This window comes from Pseudomonas sp. GW823-FHT03E05 (assembly GCF_058796855.1).
This window is the reverse complement of sequence record NZ_JBXAJB010000005.1, coordinates 169,697-184,414: the sequence shown is the minus strand read 5'-3', so window position 1 is coordinate 184,414 and position 14,718 is coordinate 169,697. Positions and strand designations below refer to the sequence as shown.

Below are 14,718 nucleotides of genomic sequence, written 5' to 3'. Positions count from 1 at the left end.
ACTGCAGGAGCCGGCTTGCCACCTCTCAGCGACTCAAATACATCCGCGTTGTCAGCAGATAGACCGGTAGCCCTGACACCAGTATCAACAGCGCCGCATAAGGCGCCGCCGCTGCAAACTCCACATTCGCCGTATGCGCCCACACTTCTGTGGCCAGGGTGTTGAGCCCGGTTGGGCTGAGCAGCAGGGTCGCTGTCAGTTCCTTCATCGCATCCAGAAAGACCAGGGCGAAAGCCGCGCCCAGCGCCGGGAAGATGATCGGCAGGGTCACTCGGCAAAAGGCGCTGAACGACGATGCGCCGAGGGTTCTTGCTGCTTCTTCCAGCTGTGGCGCGGCCTTGTTCAGCGCGGTGCGGATCGGCGCCTGGGCCAGGGGCAGGAACAGCAGGGCATAGGCAATCAGCAGTAGCGCCGAGGTCTGGTACAGCACCGGCACATAGTGCAGCGCGAAATACACCAGGGTCAGGGCGATCACCAGCCCTGGCAGGGCATGCAGCAGATAGGGCAGGCGCTCTGCCCAGATGGCCAGGCGCCCCTTGTAGCGCACCACCAGCAGGCCCACCGGCACTGCCAGCACCAGGCACAGGCCGGCGCCGCCCAGGGACAGGGCCAGTGAAGACAGCAATGCTTCGCTGATTGCCGCGACGGGGAAGGCTGCCGATGAACCGACGGCCAGCCAATAGGCAAGCATGCCCAGGGGGACACCGCTGCCGATCAGCGCCAGCATCAGGCAGTAAAGTTGTCCGCCGATGCTCCAGCCCCCCAGGCGTACCTGTTCGGCGTGCCTGGCTGCGCCCTGGCCGGTGCGTACATGGCGGCCCTTGCCACGGACGCGCAGTTCCAGCCCCAGCAGCAGCAGGCACAGCGCCAACAACACGGCCGACAGCATGGCGGCGTTGGCATTGCTGAACTCCAGCTCGAATTGCTGGTAGATGGCGGTGGTGAAGGTCTGCAGGCCGATGATCGACAGGGCGCCGAACTCCACCAGCATATGCAGGGCAATCAGCAGCGAGCCGGCCAGCAATGAAGGCCATAGCAAGGGCAGGGTTATCTTGAAGAACACGCCCCAGCGATTTTGCCCCAGGGTCCGCGCCGACTCCTCCAGGGAGGGGTCGAGATTACGCAGGGTGGCCGCCACCGGCAGGAACACCAGCGGGTATTTGGACAGGGTCATCACCAGGATCGCGCCGCCCAGTCCTTCGAACCCGGCGCTCAGGGATACCCAAGTGAAGCTGCTGACAAAGGCCGGTACGGCGAAGGGCAAGCACAGCACCACGCCCCAGATCCGCCTTCCCGGCAAATCGCTGCGTTCCAGCAGCCAGGCCAGGGACAGGCCGAGCACGGCGCAGGCAAGGGTCACACCGAGCATCAGCAGCAGGGTATTGCTCAGCAGGCGCAACACATAGGGGCGCCACAGCAGGTGCAGGGCTTCAGCCCAGCCGGCCTGCCAGGCCTTGAGGCCGACATATAACAGTGGCAACAGGCTCAGGCAGACCAGTAGCAGGACTGGCAGCAGTAGCCAGATCGAAGGCCGCTTGCGCCTCGGCACGAAGCTGGTGCGCAAGGCGGAAGCGGATGGCGATGGATTCATCAGTTCAGGCCGACGTCACGTTCCAGGTCCAGGGCTTCCTCGGCATTGCCGAGATCGGCTGGGGTTACCTTCGGGGCTTCCAGTTCATTGAAGGGCTTGAGTCCACGATCGGACTGCATGCCTTTATGCAGCGGGTACTCGGCCGTGGTCTGGGTAATCACCCGCTGGCCTTCTTCGCTGGCCATGTAGGCCAGAAGCTGCTGGGCCTCTTTCGGATGCTTGCTGGACTTGAGTACGGCTGCGCTGGACACGGTGATCAGGCCGCCCACGTCGCCGCCCGTGAAGTAGTGCAGTTTCGAGTCGAGCTGGCCTTTTTCCCGTTGCAGGGCAAACCAGTAGTAGTTGTTCACCAGGACCGTGGCCACTTCGCCGTTTTCCACGGCTTTGAGGGCCACCATGTTGTTGCTGTAGACCTTGCCGAAAGCCCGCAGGCCGGTCAGCCATTCTTCGGCAGCATCCCTGCCGTGCATCTTGATGATGGCCACGGCCTGTTCCTGGAAGGCGCCACTGGTGGGCACGAAGCCAACCTTGCCTTGCCACTGCGGCTGGGAAAATTCCATCACCGACTTGGGCAGGTCTTTTTCGTCGATCAGTTTCGGGTTGAAGGCGACGACTCGTACGCGCGCGGTGACACCGATCCAGGTGCCGTTGCCCGCAACATATTCCTTGGGCAGTACGGCCAGGGTCGTGGTGTCGGTCTGGGCCAGCAGGCCCTGCTCGCCGAGTTTGTTCAGGGGAGGGGATTCTTCGGTGTAGATCACATCAGCGGGGGAGCGGTCGCCTTCTTCGACAACCTGGCTGGCCAGTTGATTGCTGCTGCCCTTGCGGACATTCACATGGATGCCGGTCTTGGCTTCGAAAGCCTTGGCTACCGCGTCGCCGACTTCCTTGTGCTGACCGTTGTACAGGGTCAGGGAAACCGGATCGGCTGCCTGGGTGAAGGGGGATGCCAGGGTCAGCCCCAGCAAAGTGATGGTCAAGCCACGCAGAAGGGATGTTGGAAGGAGGGTATTTCTGAACATCATTCGCAGGTTTCCTCACTGTAGTGCCGCAAAAACTTGTAACAATCATAAACGATATCGTTTCTCATGTGCGCTTTGCGGATGCGGAGGAAGGCTATGGCGCGGGGAAATATCAGGGGCCAGAAACGCAAAAACCCGCTTTCGCGGGTTTTTGTGAGACTTGAAAGCGATGCTCTCAAGTTTTGAATTGGTGCCCAGAAGAAGACTCGAACTTCCACGACCTTGCGGTCACCAGCACCTGAAGCTGGCGTGTCTACCAATTTCACCATCTGGGCAGTATCGACGTCGTCGCCGTGTCGATGGAGCGCACTATACGGACAGCGTTTTGATCTGTAAACCCCTGTTTTGGTTTTATTAAATCAAACACTTAGAATGCAAAAACCCGCTTTCGCGGGTTTTTGTTCGAGCCTTGAAACTGATCTAATCTCAAGCTCTTGAATTGGTGCCCAGAAGAAGACTCGAACTTCCACGGCCTTGCGGCCACCAGCACCTGAAGCTGGCGTGTCTACCAATTTCACCATCTGGGCAGTATCGCTGACGTCTCCGTCGTCGATGGCGCGCACTATACGGAGGCTCTTTTGAGCTGTAAACCCCAGATTTCAAAAAAGTTTGAAAAAAGTCTCCGGCGGTATGCGTGACGATGTTTCTGAGGCGATGGCGAGGATTATTCCCAGGTTGTCTGAGCCTGAAATTTCCCGTTTCAATACGCGTATGCCAAACTAACCCGCATATAGACAAGGTGAAATTTATCTAATGGCCGATTGGCAGTCCCTCGATCCCGAGGCCGCTCGTGAAGCGGAAAAATACGAAAACCCTATTCCTAGCCGCGAACTCATCCTTCAGCATCTTGCTGACCGGGGTTCGCCTGCTAGTCGCGAGCAGTTGGTAGAAGAGTTCGGTCTGACCACGGAAGACCAGCTGGAAGCCCTGCGCCGCCGCCTGCGCGCCATGGAGCGCGACGCTCAACTGATCTATACCCGCCGCGGCACCTATGCGCCGGTGGACAAGCTCGACCTGATTCTCGGCCGTATCAGCGGTCACCGCGACGGCTTCGGCTTCCTGGTGCCGGATGACGGTAGCGACGACCTGTTCATGAGCCCGGCGCAAATGCGCCTGGTATTCGATGGCGACCGCGCCCTGGCCCGGGTTTCCGGCCTGGATCGCCGCGGCCGTCGCGAAGGCGTGATCGTCGAAGTGGTGTCCCGTGCCCACGAAAGCATCGTCGGTCGCTACTTCGAAGAAGGTGGCATCGGTTTCGTGGTGGCAGACAACCCGAAGATCCAGCAGGAAGTGCTGGTAACGCCGGGGCGCAATGCCAATGCCAAGATCGGTCAGTTCGTCGAAGTGAAGATCACTCACTGGCCGACGCCGCGCTTCCAGCCGCAAGGCGATGTGGTGGAGGTGGTGGGCAACTACATGGCACCGGGCATGGAAATCGACGTTGCCCTGCGCACCTACGATATTCCTCATGTCTGGCCAGAGGCGGTGCTCAAGGAAGCCGGCAAGCTCAAGCCCGAAGTGGAAGAGAAGGACAAAGAGAAGCGCATCGACCTGCGTGATCTGCCTTTCGTCACCATCGACGGCGAAGACGCCCGCGACTTCGACGACGCCGTTTTCTGCGAAGCCAAGCCCGGCAAGCTGCGCCTGTTCGGTGGTGGCTGGAAGCTGTATGTGGCGATTGCCGACGTCTCCAGTTACGTGAAGATCGGTTCGGCTCTGGATGCCGAAGCCCAGGTGCGCGGCAACTCGGTGTACTTCCCCGAGCGGGTGATCCCGATGCTGCCCGAGCAACTGTCCAACGGCCTGTGCTCGCTGAACCCGAAAGTCGATCGCCTGGCCATGGTTTGCGAGATGACCATCTCCAAGTCCGGCGAGATGACCGATTACCAGTTCTACGAAGCGGTGATCCACTCCAAGGCGCGTCTGACCTACAACAAGGTCAGCACCATGCTCGAGCAGCCGAAAACCAGCGAAGCCAAGCAGTTGCGCGGTGAATACGGCGATGTCCTGCCGCACCTGAAGCAGCTGTATGCGCTGTACAAGGTCTTGCTGGGGGCTCGCCATACCCGGGGCGCCATCGACTTCGAGACCCAGGAAACCCGGATCATCTTCGGTTCCGAGCGCAAGATCGCCGAAATTCGTCCGACTACCCGCAATGATGCGCACAAGCTGATCGAGGAATGCATGCTGGCGGCCAACGTGGCCACCGCCGAGTTCCTCAAGAAGCACGAGATTCCGGCCCTGTACCGGGTGCACGATGGTCCGCCGCCGGAGCGTCTGGAAAAACTGCGCGCCTTCCTCGGCGAGCTGGGCCTGTCCCTGCATAAGGGCAAGGATGGCCCGACGCCGAAGGACTACCAGGCATTGCTGGAAACCATCAAGGACCGTCCGGATTACCACCTGATCCAGACCGTGATGCTGCGCTCCCTGAGCCAGGCGGTGTACAGCGCTGATAACCAGGGCCACTTCGGTCTGAATTACGAAGCCTATACCCACTTCACCTCGCCGATCCGTCGCTACCCGGACCTGTTGACCCATCGGGCCATCCGCAGCGTCATCCACTCCAAGCAGGACACGCCGCACGTGCGCCGCGCCGGGGCGATGACCATTCCGAAGGCGCGTATCTATCCGTACGACGAAGCGACCCTGGAGCAGCTCGGCGAGCAGTGCTCGATGAGCGAGCGCCGTGCCGATGAGGCCACGCGGGACGTAGTGAACTGGCTCAAGTGCGAGTTCATGAAGGATCGTGTGGGCGAGTCCTTCCCGGGTGTGATCACCGCGGTGACCGGTTTCGGCCTGTTCGTCGAGTTGACCGACATCTACGTCGAGGGCCTGGTGCACGTCACCGCCTTGCCGGGGGACTACTACCACTTCGACCCTGTGCATCACCGCCTGGCGGGCGAACGCACCGGTCGCAGCTTCCGCCTGGGCGATACCGTGGAAGTGCGGGTCATGCGCGTCGACCTGGACGAGCGCAAGATCGATTTCGAAATGGCCGAGAAGACCATCAACGCACCGATCGGCCGCAAGAAGCGTGGCGCCGCGGACGTACCTGCCAGCAAGGTCGTGGAAGAGCCGGCTCCAGCCAAGGCGGGGCGTCGCAGCTCCGCCAAGGAAAAGGCGGTCGAGGCTTATCGTCCAAGCGACGCTGCCGCGAAAAACGCCGAAGTGCGCAAAAGCCGCGAAATGAAGCGGGCGCTGCTGGCCGAAGCCAAGGGCGGTGGTAAAGCGACGTCTGCGGGAAAGTCCGGTAAGCCGGCGCCTTCGCGCGCTGGCGAAAAGCCCGCCAAGCCGAGCAAACATCGTAAAGGTCCGCCCAAGGCGGGCTCCGCTTCCGGCGCTAAAAGCGGCGGGGCGCGCAAACCTAAGGCCAAGTCATGAGTCAGTTGGAAAAGATCTACGGCGTGCATGCCGTAGAAGCGTTGCTGCGTCACCATCCCAAGCGGGTCAAGCAGATCTGGTTGGCTGAAGGGCGCAGTGATCCACGGGTCCAGGTTCTGGTGGACCTGGCTGCGCAGAACCGTGTTTCGGTTGGCCAGGCCGAGCGTCGTGAGATGGACGCATGGGTTGAAGGCGTGCACCAGGGCGTAGTGGCGGAAGTCAGTCCGAGCCAGGTGTGGGGCGAGGCCATGCTCGACGAGCTGCTGGACCGTACCGAAGGCGCGCCGTTGCTGCTGGTGCTGGACGGTGTGACCGACCCGCATAACCTCGGGGCCTGCCTGCGTACTGCCGATGCGGCCGGTGCCCTGGCAGTGCTGGTGCCCAAGGACAAGTCGGCGACCCTGACTCCGACCGTGCGCAAAGTGGCCTGCGGCGCCGCCGAAGTGATTCCGCTGGTAGCCGTGACCAACCTGGCCCGCACCCTGGAGAAGCTCCAGCAGCGTGGGCTGTGGATCGTCGGCACCGCCGGCGAGGCCGAACAGGAACTGTACGACCAGGACCTGACCGGCCCGACCATCATCATCATGGGGGCCGAAGGCAAGGGCATGCGTCGCCTGACCCGCGAGCACTGCGACTACCTGGTACGCCTGCCGATGGCCGGCAGCGTCAGCAGCCTCAACGTCTCCGTGGCCACTGGCGTGTGCCTGTTCGAAGCCATGCGCCAGCGCGGTGCCAAGGCCAAGGCCGGCGCCAAGAAAGCCTGACCCGCAGTTGCAGGAGCCGGCTTGCCGGCGAGGCGCGTGCTGCCGTCCATCGTCGGCACGCCGGCTCCCGCAATTGGTTGTTCAAATAATCACCAATTGCCTTGCGCCGCTGTTCCCCCTTCTCTACAATTGCGCCCCTTGCCGTGACGGCAGGCGCATATGTGCCTACTACCAGGCAAGACACACCAGTGTCATTCACTCCTTGTCTGACCGCTTATAGGCGGCAGGCTACAACCCGTAAGGAGCATTCATGCGTCATTACGAAATCATCTTTTTGGTCCACCCGGATCAAAGCGAGCAAGTCGGCGGCATGGTTGAGCGTTACACCAAGCTGATCGAAGAAGACGGCGGCAAAATCCACCGTCTGGAAGACTGGGGCCGTCGTCAACTGGCCTACGCAATCAACAATGTTCACAAGGCTCACTACGTGATGCTGAACGTTGAGTGCACCGGTAAAGCCCTGGCTGAGCTGGAAGACAACTTCCGTTACAACGATGCTGTGATCCGTAACCTGGTCATCCGTCGCGAAGAAGCCATCACTGGCCAATCCGAGATGCTCAAGGCTGAAGAAAACCGCAGTGAGCGCCGTGAGCGTCGTGACCGTCCTGAGCATGCTGACAGCGCCGATGGCGATGACAGCGACAACAGCGACGCCAGCGATAACGCTGACGAGTAATCCACGGACCTTTTGAGGAGCCAATTACATGGCACGTTTCTTCCGTCGTCGTAAATTCTGCCGCTTCACCGCTGAAGACGTGAAAGAGATCGATTACAAAGATCTCAACACTCTGAAAGCCTACGTATCCGAGACCGGCAAAATCGTTCCAAGCCGCATCACCGGTACCAAAGCTCGTTATCAGCGTCAGCTGGCCACCGCTATCAAGCGCGCCCGCTTCCTGGCCCTGCTGGCCTACACCGACAGCCACGGCCGCTGAGATCGGGCAGTCGACAAGTAGTAAGGGATTGAATGCATGCGCGCCTTAGCTGAGTTCATCATGCGCGGTCGTATGCAGGCCACTCTGGTAGTGGCTGGCTGTTCGGCATTGCCGTTGTTGTATTGGTTGGGTGCTGCCGCCGGGAGCCTGGTGCTTCTGCGGCGCGGATTGAAGGATGCCCTTGGCGTCCTCGCTCTGGGAGTGCTGCCAGCTTTGCTCTGGTGGCTGACGTTCGATGACCCGCGGGCACTTCTGGTGCTGCTGGGTTCTTCGAGTCTTGCGTTGGTTTTGCGCGCAAGCGAGTCCTGGAGCCGCGTGCTGCTGGTCAGCATAGCGATGGGGTTGGTGTTTGCTGGAGTCCTGGGTGCGGCTTTCCGCCCTCAGATCGAAGCGCTGTCACAGGAATTGATAAAAATCCTGCCGATGGCCTTGGGTGAGGTCTACCAGCAGCTATCGGTTGAAGAGCGAGCTCGTCTTGCCACGCTGATTGCACCGATCCTGACCGGCCTGATAGCGGCCCTGTTGCAAGCCATCAGCGTGCTGAGCCTGATTCTTGGGCGTTACTGGCAGGCTGTGTTGTATAACCCGGGTGGTTTTGGTCGCGAGTTTCGCGCCATCAGAATCCCTCTTGGGCCAGCGATGTTGCTGCTGGCGTGCATGCTGGTGGGGCCGAACTTCGGACCTCAACTGGCCATGCTGACGCCGATGTGCAGTGTCCCGCTGGCTTTTGCCGGGCTGGCCCTGATTCACGGGCTGGTGGCACAAGGGCGACTGGCCAGGTTCTGGCTGGTGGGGTTGTACGTCACGCTGTTGCCGTTCATGCAGCTGATCTATCCGTTGCTCGTGGTCCTGGCCATTGTCGACAGTCTGGTTGATTTTCGCGGTCGTTTGGCGCCGAAAGACGCTGATAACGGCTCTGCGAACGGTGAAGGTTAAAAGTTAAGAGGTTATTACCAAATGGAACTGATCCTGCTGGAAAAAATCGCCAACCTGGGCAACCTGGGCGATAAGGTAAACGTTAAGGCTGGTTACGGCCGTAACTACCTGCTGCCTTTCGGCAAAGCCACCGCTGCTACCGCTGCCAACCTGGCTGCGTTCGAAGCGCGTCGTGCCGAGCTGGAAAAACTGGCTGCAGAGAAGAAGGCTTCTGCCGAAACTCGCGCTGCGCAACTGGCTGAGCTGGAAGTGACCATCACTGCCACCGCCGGTGATGAAGGCAAGCTGTTCGGTTCGATCGGCACCCACGACATCGCTGATGCACTGACCGCCTCGGGCGTTGAAGTGGCAAAAAGCGAAGTTCGTCTGCCGAACGGCACCATCCGCAACGTAGGTGAATTCGACGTAGCCGTGCACCTGCACGCTGAAGTTGAAGCAACCGTACGCGTTGTCGTGGTGGCTGCTTAAGCAGTACCAAATCGTCTGGCACCTTGTGTGGCTGACGGTTAACATCGGGCACGATCCTGTTTACAGGTCGTGCCCTTTGTCTTTCTGCTGATCCTGATTTTCATCCCCCGAATTCCAAGTGGCCATGAACGATATCTCCGCTCCCGAGCAATACGATCTGCAAACCGCTGCCCTGAAGGTGCCGCCGCACTCCATCGAGGCCGAACAGGCCGTGCTCGGTGGTCTGATGCTGGACAACAACGCCTGGGAACGCGTGTTGGATCAAGTGTCCGACGGCGATTTCTACCGGCATGACCACCGTTTGATCTTCCGCGCCATCGCCAAGCTGGCCGACCAGAACATGCCCATCGACGTGGTCACCCTGTCCGAGCAACTGGACAAGGAAGGCCAGACTTCGCAGGTCGGCGGCCTGGGCTACCTGGGTGAACTGGCGAAGAACACTCCGTCGGTGGCCAACATCAAGGCCTATGCGCAGATCGTTCGCCAGCGGGCAACCCTGCGCCAGCTGATCGGCATCAGCACCGAGATCGCCGACAGTGCCTTCAACCCGGAAGGGCGCACCGCCGAAGAGATTCTCGACGAGGCCGAGCGGCAGATCTTCCAGATCGCCGAAGCGCGGCCCAAGACCGGCGGCCCGGTGGGGGTCAACGAACTGCTGACCAAGGCCATCGACCGCATCGATACCCTGTTCAACACGGACAACGCCATCACCGGCCTGTCCACCGGCTATACCGATCTCGACGAGAAGACCAGCGGCCTGCAGCCGGCCGACTTGATCATCGTCGCCGGCCGTCCGTCCATGGGTAAGACCACCTTCGCCATGAACCTGGTGGAGAACGCGGTACTGCGCAGCGACAAGGCGGTGCTGGTGTACTCCCTGGAGATGCCAGGTGAATCGCTGATCATGCGTATGCTCTCCTCCCTGGGCCGCATCGACCAGACCAAGGTCCGTTCCGGCCAGCTGGAAGACGACGACTGGCCACGCCTGACCTCGGCGGTCAACCTGCTCAACGACCGCAAGCTGTTCATTGACGACACCGCGGGCATCAGCCCCTCGGAGATGCGTGCGCGGACCCGGCGCCTGGTGCGTGAGCACGGCGATATCGCCATGATCATGATCGACTACCTGCAGCTCATGCAGATTCCAGGCTCCAGCGGCGACAACCGGACCAACGAGATTTCCGAGATTTCCCGGTCCCTGAAGGCCCTGGCCAAGGAGTTCAACTGCCCGGTAGTGGCCCTGTCCCAGCTCAACCGCTCCCTGGAACAACGTCCCAACAAGCGCCCGGTGAACTCCGACTTGCGGGAATCCGGAGCGATCGAGCAGGACGCCGACGTGATCATGTTCGTCTACCGGGACGAGGTGTATCACCCGGAAACCGAGCACAAGGGCATTGCCGAGATCATCATCGGCAAGCAGCGGAACGGCCCCATCGGCTTTATCCGCCTGGCGTTCATCGGCAAGTACACCCGCTTCGAGAACCTCGCCCCGGGCAGCTACAACTTCGACGACGACGAATAACCCGCCCGTTCGCCGGCCATCCGCCTGCCGGCGCCTGTAGGAGCCGGCTCGCCGGCGAATCGGCTGCACCGAATTCCGACCATAACGGTCGGAATTGGTTATTTTTTGTGCTATATTCCGCGCCCGCGAATTTCCCTGTGAATCAACGCGTCCCTATCCAAGCCAACACCGGTCATCGACATGCAAGCAGCCAAGCCGTTATTTGACTATCCCAAGTACTGGGCCGAATGTTTCGGGCCAGCACCATTCCTGCCCATGAGCAGGGAGGAGATGGATCAGCTCGGCTGGGATTCCTGCGACATCATCATCGTCACCGGTGATGCCTACGTCGATCACCCGTCGTTCGGCATGGCGATCATCGGCCGGCTGCTGGAGTCCCAGGGCTTTCGCGTCGGGATCATCGCCCAGCCCAACTGGCAGTCCAAAGACGACTTCATGAAGCTCGGCGAGCCGAACCTGTTCTTCGGTGTCGCCGCCGGCAACATGGACTCGATGATCAACCGCTACACCGCCGACAAGAAAATCCGCTCCGACGACGCCTACACCCCCGGTGGCCTGGCGGGCAAACGCCCGGATCGTGCGAGCCTGGTCTACAGCCAGCGCTGCAAGGAAGCCTACAAGCACGTGCCCATCGTTCTCGGCGGCATTGAAGCGTCCCTGCGCCGCATCGCCCACTACGACTACTGGCAGGACCGGGTGCGCAACTCGATCCTGATCGACGCCAGCGCCGACATCCTGCTCTACGGCAACGCCGAGCGAGCCATTGTCGAAGTGGCCCAGCGCCTGTCCTACGGCCACAAGATCGAAGACATCACCGACGTGCGCGGCACCGCCTTCATCCGCCGCGACACGCCCAAGGACTGGTACGAAGTGGACTCCACCCGTATCGACCGCCCGGGCAAGATCGACAAGATCATCAACCCCTACGTCAACACCCAGGACACCCAGGCCTGCGCCATCGAGCAGGAAAAGGGCCCGGTGGACGATCCCCAGGAAGCCAAGGTGGTGCAGATCCTTGCCAGCCCGCGGATGACCCGGGACAAGACCGTGATCCGCCTGCCGTCCATGGAGAAGGTGCGCAACGACCCGGTCCTGTACGCCCACGCCAACCGCGTGCTGCACCTGGAAACCAACCCGGGCAACGCCCGCGCCCTGGTGCAGAAACATGGCGACGTGGACGTGTGGTTCAACCCGCCGCCCATTCCCATGACCACCGAGGAAATGGACTACGTGTTCGGCATGCCTTATCAGCGCATTCCGCACCCGGCCTATGGCAAGGAAAAGATCCCGGCCTACGACATGATCCGCTTCTCGGTGAACATCATGCGCGGCTGCTTCGGCGGTTGTACTTTCTGCTCCATCACCGAGCACGAAGGGCGGATCATCCAGAACCGTTCCGAAGAGTCGATCATTCGCGAGATCGAAGAAATTCGCGACAAGGTTCCAGGTTTTACCGGGGTCATTTCCGACCTCGGCGGCCCGACCGCGAACATGTACCGCATCGCCTGCAAGAGCCCGGAAATCGAATCCGCGTGCCGCAAGCCGTCCTGCGTGTTCCCCGGCATCTGTCCGAACCTGAACACCGACCATTCGTCGCTGATCCAGCTGTATCGCAGCGCCCGTGCCTTGCCCGGGGTGAAGAAGATCCTCATCGCCTCCGGCCTGCGCTACGACCTCGCGGTCGAGTCGCCGGAGTACGTCAAGGAGCTGGTGACCCACCACGTGGGCGGCTACTTGAAGATCGCCCCGGAACACACCGAGGAAGGTCCGCTCAATCAGATGATGAAGCCGGGTATCGGCACCTACGACCGCTTCAAGCGGATGTTCGAGAAATACTCCAAGGAAGCGGGCAAGGAGCAGTACCTGATTCCGTACTTCATCGCCGCCCACCCGGGCACCACCGATGAAGACATGATGAACCTGGCCCTGTGGCTCAAGGGCAATGGCTTTCGCGCGGACCAGGTACAGGCGTTCTACCCGTCGCCGATGGCCACCGCCACGGCCATGTACCACTCGGGCAAGAACCCGCTGCGCAAGGTCACCTACAAGAGCGACGGCGTGACCATCGTCAAGAGCGAGGAGCAGCGCCGCCTGCACAAGGCGTTCCTGCGCTACCACGATCCGAAGGGCTGGCCGATGCTGCGCGAGGCTCTGCTGCGCATGGGCCGTGGCGACCTGATCGGTCCGGGCAAGAACCAGCTGATTCCGACCCACCAGCCGGCTACCGACAGCTACCAGAGTGCCCGTCGCAAGAATTCGACACCGGCCGGCAGCCACAAGGTGGCCAAGGAAACCAAGATCCTTACCCAGCACACCGGGCTACCTCCTCGCGGCAGCGACGGCGGCAATGCCTGGGACAAGCGCGAACAGGCCAAGGCTGCGGCGTTTGCCCGCAACAAGCAGGCGGCCAAGGAGCGCGCCGATGCGGCCAAGGGCAAAGGCAAGAAGCCGACCCGCAAGCCGGTAGTACCGCGCTAAACCCCACAAAACGCCAGCCACCGAGCTGGCGTTTTGCTTTTATGGAGATCGATTTTTTTACCGGCGGGCGAGCAACAAACGGTCAGGGCTTTGTTAAGGTTGCCGGGCTTGCATTGCCGCGATGCCTGGCTGGCTCATGGCTATCAGGCAGATTCACATCGTCAGACCAAGGATGAACCGCGTGACCAGCCCACTAGACGGAGTGATCAGGGACCTCAGCCTGACCCAGGTTCTTGCCCGCCAACGGATCGAAAGCCAGATCAACCTGCCGCGTCTGTTTGCCGCCATCGACACCGATCCCTCGATTGCCGGTGCCGGGGTGGTGTACATCGATGCCGACTTCAATGTCGTGACCCTGCGCGAATTCAGGCCAATCTGCAGCATCGTGCCCAAGCGGGTGATCTTGCGCGAGGCCAAGCGCTACATCGCGCCCCAGCAGTTCGTCGACCAGGTGAAGAACAACCCGCGCGAATCGCGGCTGGCCACTGAATCCTTCAACACCACCCTGGCCTGCACGGCCGCAGTGATCGGCTGGCTGGTGGTGTTCAGCGGCAGCATCGCCGTGCCCTTCACCGCCGGTGCCAGTGTCTGGGTGGTAGCGCTTGGGGCCTCGGCGGCGATGGCCGGCACCGCTCAGTGCGTGATTGGCGGCGCGCGGGTGATCAACGAGATCCAGGACCCGGCGGCCAACGACCGCATGGACGATGCCGAGTGGTACAACATAGTCACGCCGATTCTCGATGGCATTTCCCTGGTGGGTGTCGGCGGTTCGGCGCTGACCACTCTCAGGCTGCTCAAGGCCAGCAAGGCGGCGAACACCGGCAAAAGCTGGATGCAGTTGCTCAAGGGGCTCAACCGCCAGGAACGGGCCAAGCTGACCAAGGAACTGTTGACCCTGCGGGACCCGAGCCTGACCTCCAAGCTGCTGAAGCTGCAACAGCGTGCCGGTGCGTTGCCCAGGCGCTATTCGTCGACGCAGATCCGCCACGCCACCCTGACCCAGATGCAGGATGCTCTGGGCGCTGCCCTGAGTACCAGCGGGAGTATCAGCTCCGGCAATCTTGGCCAGGTGAAAACCCTTGCGGTGGGGCTCTACGAGGAGTTCGACGAGTGATAGATGGCGGCCGCATGAGAGACTTCCTGGTACGTTATTTCCCGACCTTCATGCTCACCGTGCTGCTGGGCTGCTTCAGTGCCTCGCTCCTGCTGTCCCTGGCCGGCACCACTTATTGGCGCGCCATGGCACCGCCCCAGCGCGACGAATACCTGCTGTTTGGCCTGTTGGTACTGATCCCGCTGCTGGTGCTGGGCAACCTGCTGATAGTGCGTGGCATTTCCCGCGCGGTATGGTTGGTGGCCGGCTACTTTGTCGCCTGCCTGCTTGGGGTGGTGCCGATGTTTCAGTATCACCCGCACCAGGGGGTGTACCTGTTCGGCGTGTTGCTGCCGCTGCTCGGGCTGTTGCTGCTCAACAGCAAGCGGCACCGGGAAATGCGCGAACGACTGCTGCAGATCCGCCAGCAGCGCCAGCGCTTCAAGCAGCAGCGCAAGCGCGGCTGATTCGTCGCCTGCCTTCTGGCGCATTTATGTGCAATTGCCTGCACCGGGATGCATCGATTGC

At 61.3% G+C, this 14,718-nt stretch carries 12 protein-coding genes and 2 tRNA genes; 10 read left to right on the top strand and 4 right to left on the bottom strand.

Annotation, left to right across the window (positions count from 1 at the left end; all coding sequences use genetic code 11):
• Positions 1–25: 25 nt before the first annotated feature.
• From AC1RCO_RS21260 to AC1RCO_RS21245, 4 genes are all read right to left on the bottom strand, one after another.
• Complete coding sequence (locus AC1RCO_RS21260) at positions 26–1,591, bottom strand: ABC transporter permease (RefSeq protein ID WP_492618018.1); 1,566 nt, start codon at positions 1,589–1,591, stop codon at positions 26–28.
• Positions 1,591–2,616 carry an extracellular solute-binding protein gene (locus AC1RCO_RS21255; RefSeq protein WP_019093050.1) on the bottom strand — a complete coding sequence of 342 codons (1,026 nt, stop codon included), beginning with the start codon at positions 2,614–2,616 and terminating at the stop codon, positions 1,591–1,593. Before AC1RCO_RS21255 ends, AC1RCO_RS21260 begins: the two co-directional genes overlap by 1 nt.
• A gap of 185 nt (positions 2,617–2,801) precedes the next feature.
• Positions 2,802–2,888: transfer RNA gene (locus AC1RCO_RS21250), tRNA-Leu, on the bottom strand.
• A gap of 165 nt (positions 2,889–3,053) precedes the next feature.
• Positions 3,054–3,140: transfer RNA gene (locus AC1RCO_RS21245), tRNA-Leu, on the bottom strand.
• A gap of 226 nt (positions 3,141–3,366) precedes the next feature.
• On the opposite strand from AC1RCO_RS21245, the gene rnr reads away from it, so the two are divergent.
• The 10 genes from rnr (at position 3,367) to AC1RCO_RS21195 (ending at position 14,657) form a co-directional block, all read left to right on the top strand.
• Positions 3,367–5,994 (top strand): ribonuclease R, encoded by a 2,628-nt coding sequence (gene rnr, locus AC1RCO_RS21240; RefSeq protein ID WP_015633941.1) that lies wholly within the window; start codon positions 3,367–3,369, stop codon positions 5,992–5,994.
• Positions 5,991–6,758: a 23S rRNA (guanosine(2251)-2'-O)-methyltransferase RlmB gene (rlmB, locus tag AC1RCO_RS21235; protein ID WP_015633942.1), complete on the top strand. Its 768-nt coding sequence runs from the start codon at positions 5,991–5,993 to the stop codon at positions 6,756–6,758. Before rnr ends, rlmB begins: the two co-directional genes overlap by 4 nt.
• Positions 6,759–7,008: 250 nt before the next feature.
• Positions 7,009–7,434 carry a 30S ribosomal protein S6 gene (gene rpsF / locus AC1RCO_RS21230; protein ID WP_011058949.1) on the top strand — a complete coding sequence of 142 codons (426 nt, stop codon included), beginning with the start codon at positions 7,009–7,011 and terminating at the stop codon, positions 7,432–7,434.
• 28 nt (positions 7,435–7,462) lie between these two features.
• The gene (gene rpsR, locus AC1RCO_RS21225) at positions 7,463–7,693 is read left to right on the top strand and encodes a 30S ribosomal protein S18 (protein WP_002551829.1); all 231 of its coding nucleotides are present in this window, start codon (positions 7,463–7,465) and stop codon (positions 7,691–7,693) included.
• A 36-nt stretch (positions 7,694–7,729) separates the two neighbouring features.
• Positions 7,730–8,629, top strand: coding sequence for a hypothetical protein (locus AC1RCO_RS21220; RefSeq protein WP_011058950.1), 900 nt, complete (start codon positions 7,730–7,732; stop codon positions 8,627–8,629).
• A 21-nt stretch (positions 8,630–8,650) separates the two neighbouring features.
• Complete coding sequence (gene rplI / locus AC1RCO_RS21215; RefSeq protein WP_007921484.1) at positions 8,651–9,097, top strand: 50S ribosomal protein L9; 447 nt, start codon at positions 8,651–8,653, stop codon at positions 9,095–9,097.
• 124 nt (positions 9,098–9,221) lie between these two features.
• Entirely contained in the window at positions 9,222–10,619 is a 1,398-nt protein-coding gene (gene dnaB, locus AC1RCO_RS21210) for a replicative DNA helicase (protein WP_011058951.1), read from the top strand.
• A gap of 180 nt (positions 10,620–10,799) precedes the next feature.
• Entirely contained in the window at positions 10,800–13,097 is a 2,298-nt protein-coding gene (locus AC1RCO_RS21205) for a YgiQ family radical SAM protein (RefSeq protein WP_161466576.1), read from the top strand.
• A gap of 172 nt (positions 13,098–13,269) precedes the next feature.
• On the top strand, positions 13,270–14,211 hold the full coding sequence (gene ssp4 / locus AC1RCO_RS21200) for an Ssp4 family T6SS effector (protein ID WP_186355319.1): 942 nt from the start codon (positions 13,270–13,272) through the stop codon (positions 14,209–14,211).
• Entirely contained in the window at positions 14,208–14,657 is a 450-nt protein-coding gene (locus AC1RCO_RS21195; RefSeq protein WP_011058954.1) for a hypothetical protein, read from the top strand. The genes ssp4 and AC1RCO_RS21195 overlap by 4 nt, the downstream gene beginning before the upstream one ends.
• Positions 14,658–14,718: the final 61 nt, after the last annotated feature.

Coding starts and splice junctions, on each gene's coding strand:
- rpsF (WP_011058949.1), top strand. CDS start 7,009: ATGCGTCATTACGAAATCATCTTTTTGGTCCACCCGGATCAAAGCGAG.
- rpsR (WP_002551829.1), top strand. CDS start 7,463: ATGGCACGTTTCTTCCGTCGTCGTAAATTCTGCCGCTTCACCGCTGAA.
- rnr (WP_015633941.1), top strand. CDS start 3,367: ATGGCCGATTGGCAGTCCCTCGATCCCGAGGCCGCTCGTGAAGCGGAA.
- ssp4 (WP_186355319.1), top strand. CDS start 13,270: ATGAACCGCGTGACCAGCCCACTAGACGGAGTGATCAGGGACCTCAGC.
- AC1RCO_RS21205 (WP_161466576.1), top strand. CDS start 10,800: ATGCAAGCAGCCAAGCCGTTATTTGACTATCCCAAGTACTGGGCCGAA.
- rplI (WP_007921484.1), top strand. CDS start 8,651: ATGGAACTGATCCTGCTGGAAAAAATCGCCAACCTGGGCAACCTGGGC.
- rlmB (WP_015633942.1), top strand. CDS start 5,991: ATGAGTCAGTTGGAAAAGATCTACGGCGTGCATGCCGTAGAAGCGTTG.
- dnaB (WP_011058951.1), top strand. CDS start 9,222: ATGAACGATATCTCCGCTCCCGAGCAATACGATCTGCAAACCGCTGCC.
- AC1RCO_RS21220 (WP_011058950.1), top strand. CDS start 7,730: ATGCGCGCCTTAGCTGAGTTCATCATGCGCGGTCGTATGCAGGCCACT.
- AC1RCO_RS21260 (WP_492618018.1), bottom strand. CDS start 1,591: ATGAATCCATCGCCATCCGCTTCCGCCTTGCGCACCAGCTTCGTGCCG.
- AC1RCO_RS21255 (WP_019093050.1), bottom strand. CDS start 2,616: ATGATGTTCAGAAATACCCTCCTTCCAACATCCCTTCTGCGTGGCTTG.